The 5,840-nt window shown below is 69.3% G+C and carries 7 protein-coding genes; 5 read left to right on the top strand and 2 right to left on the bottom strand.

The annotated features are described in order from the left end of the window. On the top strand, positions 1-298 hold a 298-nt coding region (locus tag ACWEV0_RS35490), incomplete at its 5' end, for a dihydrodipicolinate reductase C-terminal domain-containing protein (RefSeq protein WP_453153938.1). Positions 299-303: 5 nt separating this feature from the next. Beyond that, positions 304-744 carry a hypothetical protein gene (locus ACWEV0_RS35485; protein ID WP_403791528.1) on the top strand — a complete coding sequence of 147 codons (441 nt, stop codon included), beginning with the start codon at positions 304-306 and terminating at the stop codon, positions 742-744. Positions 745-772: 28 nt separating this feature from the next. Here ACWEV0_RS35485 and ACWEV0_RS35480 read toward each other — a convergent pair whose 3' ends face one another. Together ACWEV0_RS35480 and ACWEV0_RS35475 are read right to left on the bottom strand one after the other, a co-directional pair. Next, the gene (locus ACWEV0_RS35480) at positions 773-1,354 is read right to left on the bottom strand and encodes a hypothetical protein (protein ID WP_453153937.1); all 582 of its coding nucleotides are present in this window, start codon (positions 1,352-1,354) and stop codon (positions 773-775) included. Positions 1,355-1,407: 53 nt separating this feature from the next. Then, positions 1,408-1,647, bottom strand: coding sequence for a hypothetical protein (locus ACWEV0_RS35475; protein WP_453153936.1), 240 nt, complete (start codon positions 1,645-1,647; stop codon positions 1,408-1,410). A 164-nt stretch (positions 1,648-1,811) separates the two neighbouring features. Between ACWEV0_RS35475 and thyX the strand changes: the two genes are divergently transcribed. From thyX to ACWEV0_RS35460, 3 genes are all read left to right on the top strand, one after another. After that, positions 1,812-2,552 carry an FAD-dependent thymidylate synthase gene (gene thyX / locus ACWEV0_RS35470; RefSeq protein WP_453153935.1) on the top strand — a complete coding sequence of 247 codons (741 nt, stop codon included), beginning with the start codon at positions 1,812-1,814 and terminating at the stop codon, positions 2,550-2,552. Between the two features lie 212 nt (positions 2,553-2,764). Then, on the top strand, positions 2,765-3,664 hold the full coding sequence (gene dapA / locus ACWEV0_RS35465) for a 4-hydroxy-tetrahydrodipicolinate synthase (RefSeq protein ID WP_453153934.1): 900 nt from the start codon (positions 2,765-2,767) through the stop codon (positions 3,662-3,664). 110 nt (positions 3,665-3,774) lie between these two features. After that, positions 3,775-5,460 (top strand): ribonuclease J, encoded by a 1,686-nt coding sequence (locus tag ACWEV0_RS35460; RefSeq protein WP_453153933.1) that lies wholly within the window; start codon positions 3,775-3,777, stop codon positions 5,458-5,460. The last annotated feature ends 380 nt before the right edge of the window (positions 5,461-5,840 follow it).

Raw genomic sequence — 5,840 nt, 5'->3', positions numbered from 1 at the left:
GCTCCGCCCCGCCGCCCGCGCCGCGGCCGGCCTCGGCGCCCAGCCGGACAACACCACGCACGGCCTGGAGGGCGCCCGGGGCGCCGACGTGGACGGCGTCCGGGTGCACTCCGTACGCCTCGCGGGCCTGCTCGCCCACCAGGAGGTGCTGCTCGGTGGCGAGGGCGAGACCCTCACCGTGCGGCACGACTCGCTGCACCACTCCAGCTTCATGCCGGGCATCCTGCTCGGCGCCCGCCGCGTCGTGACCACCCCGGGCCTCACCTTCGGCCTGGAACACTTCCTGGACCTGGGCTGACGGTCATGGGCGGAAAGATCACGTACGTCTTCCTCGCCACCGTCCTCGTCCTCGTCTTCGGCGTGGTGGGGATGGAGGGCGTCCTGCTGCTGCTGACCGGCGAGCCGGCGGCGATGGGCATGGGCGCCGTCGCCTTCGTGCTGCCGGTGGTGGGCGCCTGGTTCCTCTGGAAGAACACCCGCTTCGCGCGCCGGGCGAACCGGCTTGCCGCGCTCCTGGAGGCCGAGGGCGGCCTGCCCGTCGACGAGCTGAAGCGCACGGAGGGCGGCCGCATCGACCGCGACTCGGCCGACGAGGTCTTCGCCCGGCGCAAGGCCGAGACGGAGGACTCGCCGGACGACTGGCGCTGCTGGTTCCGCCTCGCGGTGGCCTACCACGACGCCCGCGACACCCCGCGGGCCCGCCAGGCCATGCAGCGCGCGATCGCGCTGCACGAGGCCGCGTAAGGCCACCCGCGAGGGACGTACGCCGGGGTCAGCGCGCTCCGGCGTACGCCGGGCTCTGCGCCTGCTCCGCGTGCTCGCCGTACTCGGCGTTCCATGCCTCGACCGTGTCCGCCGCGCGGTCGAACGCCTCGACGCGGGAGAGGAAGTCGGCGTTGTGATCGGTGAGCAGCGGGGTCTGCTCACCGTCGCGCCGTACGAGGACGAGGGCCTGGCCCTGGACCGTGCGGGGGAGTCCCAGCCAGCGCACCGGCTGCTGGACGGTGCGCACCGCGGCGGCCTGCCGCCACGGCACGGTCCGCGTCGTGAAGAAGGAGACCTGCCGCAGCCCCGCCCGGCTCACCCAGACGCCCATGCGCAGCAGGCGCAGCGCGCTGCCGATGATCAGCGCGGCGAACCCGAAGGTGAGCCCCGCCCCGGCCAGCGCGCCGGCGGCGGCGATGACGACGGCCGCGATCAGCACGAACGAGGCGAGCAGCAGCGCCAGCGCGGCGATCCCGACCCGCCACGGCCCGGGCCGGTACGGCCGACGCCACACGTCGTGGTCGTCGAACGGCAGGGCGACGTCGTCGGTGTCGAAATCACGGTCGGCCGTCAGAAAGGGCAGGGGCACGACGGGTCCTCACTCACAAGCACGTTCGGTGGGCTGTGCCCGGTGAGGCTACCTCAGCGGCCGTCGGAAGCCTCGGACTGCTGCTGGTGCCCGTTCGCGCGCTGGGAGTCCAGGGACGGCACGCCGAGGACGAGGGAACCGACGAGGCCGGCGACCAGGGTCAGCCCGATCAGCGTACGGCCCAGGATCTGGCCGGGCTTGAGCCGCTCCCGCGGTGGGGGAGTGACGTTACTGCGGAAGCTGTCGGACTCCGCGACGAACGCGAACGGTACGGCTTCTCGCCGGCTCGGCATGGGCCACTCTCCTGGGATTCGGTGCTGAAACGTGCCTGTCGTCTCTACAGACGACGGAAGCGGCGCTTAGGTGCCGATTTTTCATCAAAGCGGCCGAATCTCATCCTCAGGGAGGACGTCGTTAGAGTGGACGACGCCACCCGCACTGACTGGAAGGACCGCCGGTGACCGACACCCCTGCAGAGAACGTCAAGATCGAACTACGGAGCGACGTCACCGTTGAGCTGGTCAAGAGCGCGGCGGCCGACTCCGACGTCCTCTGGGCGGCTCGGGTGTCCACGGCCGGCGAGCAGTCCCTTGAGGAGCTCCAGAAGGACCCGGAGCGCTCCAAGGGCCTGATCAACTACCTGATGCGGGACCGCCACGGCAGCCCCTTCGAGCACAACTCGATGACCTTCTTCATCAGCGCCCCGATCTTCGTGTTCCGCGAGTTCATGCGGCACCGGGTGGGCTGGTCGTACAACGAGGAGTCGGGCCGCTACAGGGAGCTGGAGCCGGTCTTCTACGTCCCCGACGCCTCCCGCAAGCTGGTCCAGGAGGGCCGCCCGGGCAAGTACGTCTTCGTCGAGGGCACCCAGGCGCAGCACGAGCTGACCAGCCGGGCCATGGAGGACTCGTACCGCCAGGCGTACGGGACGTACCAGGAGATGCTGGCCGCCGGCGTCGCCCGCGAGGTCGCCCGTTCGGTCCTCCCGGTGGGCCTTTACTCCTCGATGTACGCGACCTGCAACGCGCGCTCGCTGATGCACTTCCTCGGCCTGCGCACCCAGCACGAGCTCGCCGCCGTGCCGTCCTTCCCGCAGCGGGAGATCGAGATGGTGGGCGAGAAGATGGAGGAGCACTGGGCCCGGCTGATGCCGCTGACCTACGCCGCCTTCAACAAGAACGGCCGGGTTGCCCCTTAGCTCCGGCAGCTCCGTAGCAACCCACACGTCGTCACGCACAAAAGTACGAAGTTCGCGAGCGAAGTGTCCGTATTGCGACGTTTCGTGAAGTTCATCTAGGCTGATCAAACGGACCCGGCACTGCTTGAACCCCCGAGCAGGCAGTGCCGGGCTCCCTTTATCGCGTCCCCCGAGGGGGCACCCGGCGCTGAGCAGCGAGTAGCGTGTTACCCATGGCTCCGATCTCCACTCCGCAGACCCCCTTCGGGCGGGTCCTCACCGCCATGGTCACGCCCTTCACGGCGGACGGCGCACTCGACCTCGACGGCGCCCAGCGACTCGCCGCCCACCTCGTCGACGCGGGCAACGACGGCCTGATCGTCAACGGCACCACCGGCGAGTCCCCGACCACCAGCGACGCGGAGAAATCGCAGCTCGTACGGGCCGTACTGGAGGCGGTCGGCGACCGCGCGCACGTCGTCGCCGGCATCGGAACCAACGACACCCACCACACCCTCGAGCTCGCCCGTACGGCGGAGCGCGACGGCGCGCACGGCCTGCTCGCCGTCACGCCGTACTACAACAAGCCCCCGCAGGAGGGCCTGTACCGGCACTTCTCGGCCATCGCCGACGCCACCGAGCTCCCGGTGATGCTCTACGACATCCCCGGCCGCAGCGGCGTCCCGATCGACACCGAGACCCTCGTCCGGCTCGCCGAGCACCCCAGGATCGTCGCCAACAAGGACGCCAAGGGCGACCTCGGCCGTGCCAGCTGGGCCATCGCCCGATCGGGCCTCGCCTGGTACTCCGGCGACGACATGCTCAACCTGCCGCTGCTCTCGGTCGGCGCCTGCGGCTTCGTCTCGGTCGTCGGCCACGTCGTCGCCCCCGAGCTGCGCGCCATGCTCGACGCCTACCTGGCCGGCGACGTCCAGAAGGCCACCGAGATCCACCAGCGGCTGCTCCCGGTCTTCACCGGCATGTTCCGCACCCAGGGCGTCATGACCACCAAGGCCGCCCTCGCCCTCCAGGGCCTCCCGGCCGGCCCGCTGCGGCTGCCGCTCGTCGAGCTCTCCGCCGAGGAGACCGCCCAGCTCAAGGTCGACCTGGCCGCCGGCGGGGTAGAGCTCTGACACCAGACTTCACAACTGAAGACCCGTAACTGAACACGACAGCAAGTGCACGAATGTCATGCGCGCCACGTGCCCGAGCGGTACGTGGCGCGTGTGGTGAGGAGAGACTTTTGAGCCATCCGCATCCCGAACTCGGCGCCCCTCCGAAGCTTGCCAAGGGCGGCCTCCGCGTCACCCCGCTCGGTGGGCTCGGTGAGATCGGCCGGAACATGACGGTCTTCGAATACGACGGCCGCCTCCTGATCGTCGACTGCGGCGTCCTCTTCCCCGAGGAGGAGCAGCCCGGCGTCGACCTGATCCTGCCCGACTTCACCACCATCCGGGACCGCCTCGACGACGTCGTCGGCATCGTCCTGACCCACGGCCACGAGGACCACATCGGTGGCGTGCCGTACCTGCTCCGCATGAAGCAGGACATCCCGCTCATCGGCTCCAAGCTGACCCTCGCCCTCATCGAGGCCAAGCTCCAGGAGCACCGCATCCGCCCCTACACCCTCGAGGTGGCCGAGGGGCACCGCGAGCGGTTCGGCCCCTTCGACTGCGAGTTCGTCGCCGTCAACCACTCCATCCCCGACGCCCTGGCCGTCGCCATCCGCACCCCCGCGGGCATGGCCGTCCACACCGGCGACTTCAAGATGGACCAGCTCCCGCTGGACAACCGCCTCACCGACCTGCACGCCTTCGCGCGGCTGAGCGAGGAGGGCATCGACCTCCTGCTCACCGACTCGACGAACGCCGAGGTCCCGGGCTTCACGCCGCACGAGCGCGACATCTCCAACGTCCTGCGCAACGTCTTCGCGAACGCCCAGAAGCGCATCATCGTGGCCAGCTTCGCCAGCCACGTGCACCGCATCCAGCAGATCCTGGACGCCGCCCACGAGTACGGCCGCCGGGTCGCCTTCGTCGGCCGCTCCATGGTCCGCAACATGGGCATCGCCCGTGACCTGGGCTACCTGCGCGTCCCCGCCGGCCTCGTCGTCGACGTCAAGACCCTCGACGACCTGCCGGACGACGAGGTCGTGCTCGTCTGTACGGGCTCCCAGGGCGAGCCCATGGCCGCCCTCTCCCGGATGGCCAACCGCGACCACCAGATCCGGATCGTCCCCGGCGACACCGTGATCCTGGCGTCCTCGCTCATCCCGGGCAACGAGAACGCGGTCTACCGCGTGATCAACGGCCTGACCCGCTGGGGCGCCAACGTCGTCCACAAGGGCAACGCCAAGGTCCACGTCTCGGGCCACGCCTCCGCCGGCGAGCTGCTGTACTTCTACAACATCTGCAAGCCGAAGAACCTCATGCCGGTCCACGGCGAATGGCGCCACCTGCGCGCCAACGCCGAGCTCGGCGCGATGACGGGCATCCCCAAGGACCACATCGTCATCGCCGAGGACGGCGTCGTCGTCGACCTGGTCGACGGCCGCGCCCGGATCACCGGCAAGGTCCAGGCGGGTTACGTGTACGTGGACGGCCTCTCGGTCGGCGACGTCACCGAGGCCTCCCTGAAGGACCGCCGGATCCTCGGCGAGGAGGGCATCATCTCGGTCTACGTGGTCGTGGACGCCTCCACCGGCAAGATCGTGGGCGGCCCCCACGTCCACGCCCGCGGCTCCGGCATCGAGGACTCCGCCTTCGACGCGGTGCTCCCGAAGATCGACCAGGCCCTGAACAAGTCCGCCCAGGACGGCGTGGTCGAGCCGCACCAGCTCCAGCAGCTGATCCGCCGCACGGTCGGCAAGTGGGTCTCCGACACCTACCGCCGCCGCCCGATGATCCTCCCGGTGGTCGTGGAGGTCTGACGGGCCGTCGGCTCGTACGGCTGAGGGGGGCGCCTCGATTTGCATCGGGGCGCCCCCCTCAAGTACGTTTACGGCTCCGCCAGAGGGGAAGCCCCGGGCACCACCGTGTGCCAGGAGAGTGAAACCGAAGGGCGGGAAATCCGACTCAGAACTTCTGATAAAGTCGGAGAGCGCCGGAAGGCCCCGAAAGAAACGACGAAAGTCAGGAAAGCGGGACCGGAAAGCACCGAGGAAATCGGATCGGAAAGATCTGATAGAGTCGGAAACGAAGGAAGCGCCCGGAGAAAAGCCCGCGAGGGTGAGTACAAAGGAAGCGTCCGCACCTTGAGAACTCAACAGCGTGCCAAAAATCAACGCCAGATTAGTTGATACCCCGTCCA

The sequence above is a fragment of the Streptomyces sp. NPDC003943 genome (genome assembly GCF_053605265.1).
The sequence above is the reverse complement of the archived record's forward strand: the minus strand, read 5'-3'. Positions and strand labels throughout refer to the sequence as shown.

Coding starts and splice junctions, on each gene's coding strand:
- ACWEV0_RS35485 (WP_403791528.1), top strand. CDS start 304: ATGGGCGGAAAGATCACGTACGTCTTCCTCGCCACCGTCCTCGTCCTC.
- ACWEV0_RS35475 (WP_453153936.1), bottom strand. CDS start 1,647: ATGCCGAGCCGGCGAGAAGCCGTACCGTTCGCGTTCGTCGCGGAGTCC.
- dapA (WP_453153934.1), top strand. CDS start 2,765: ATGGCTCCGATCTCCACTCCGCAGACCCCCTTCGGGCGGGTCCTCACC.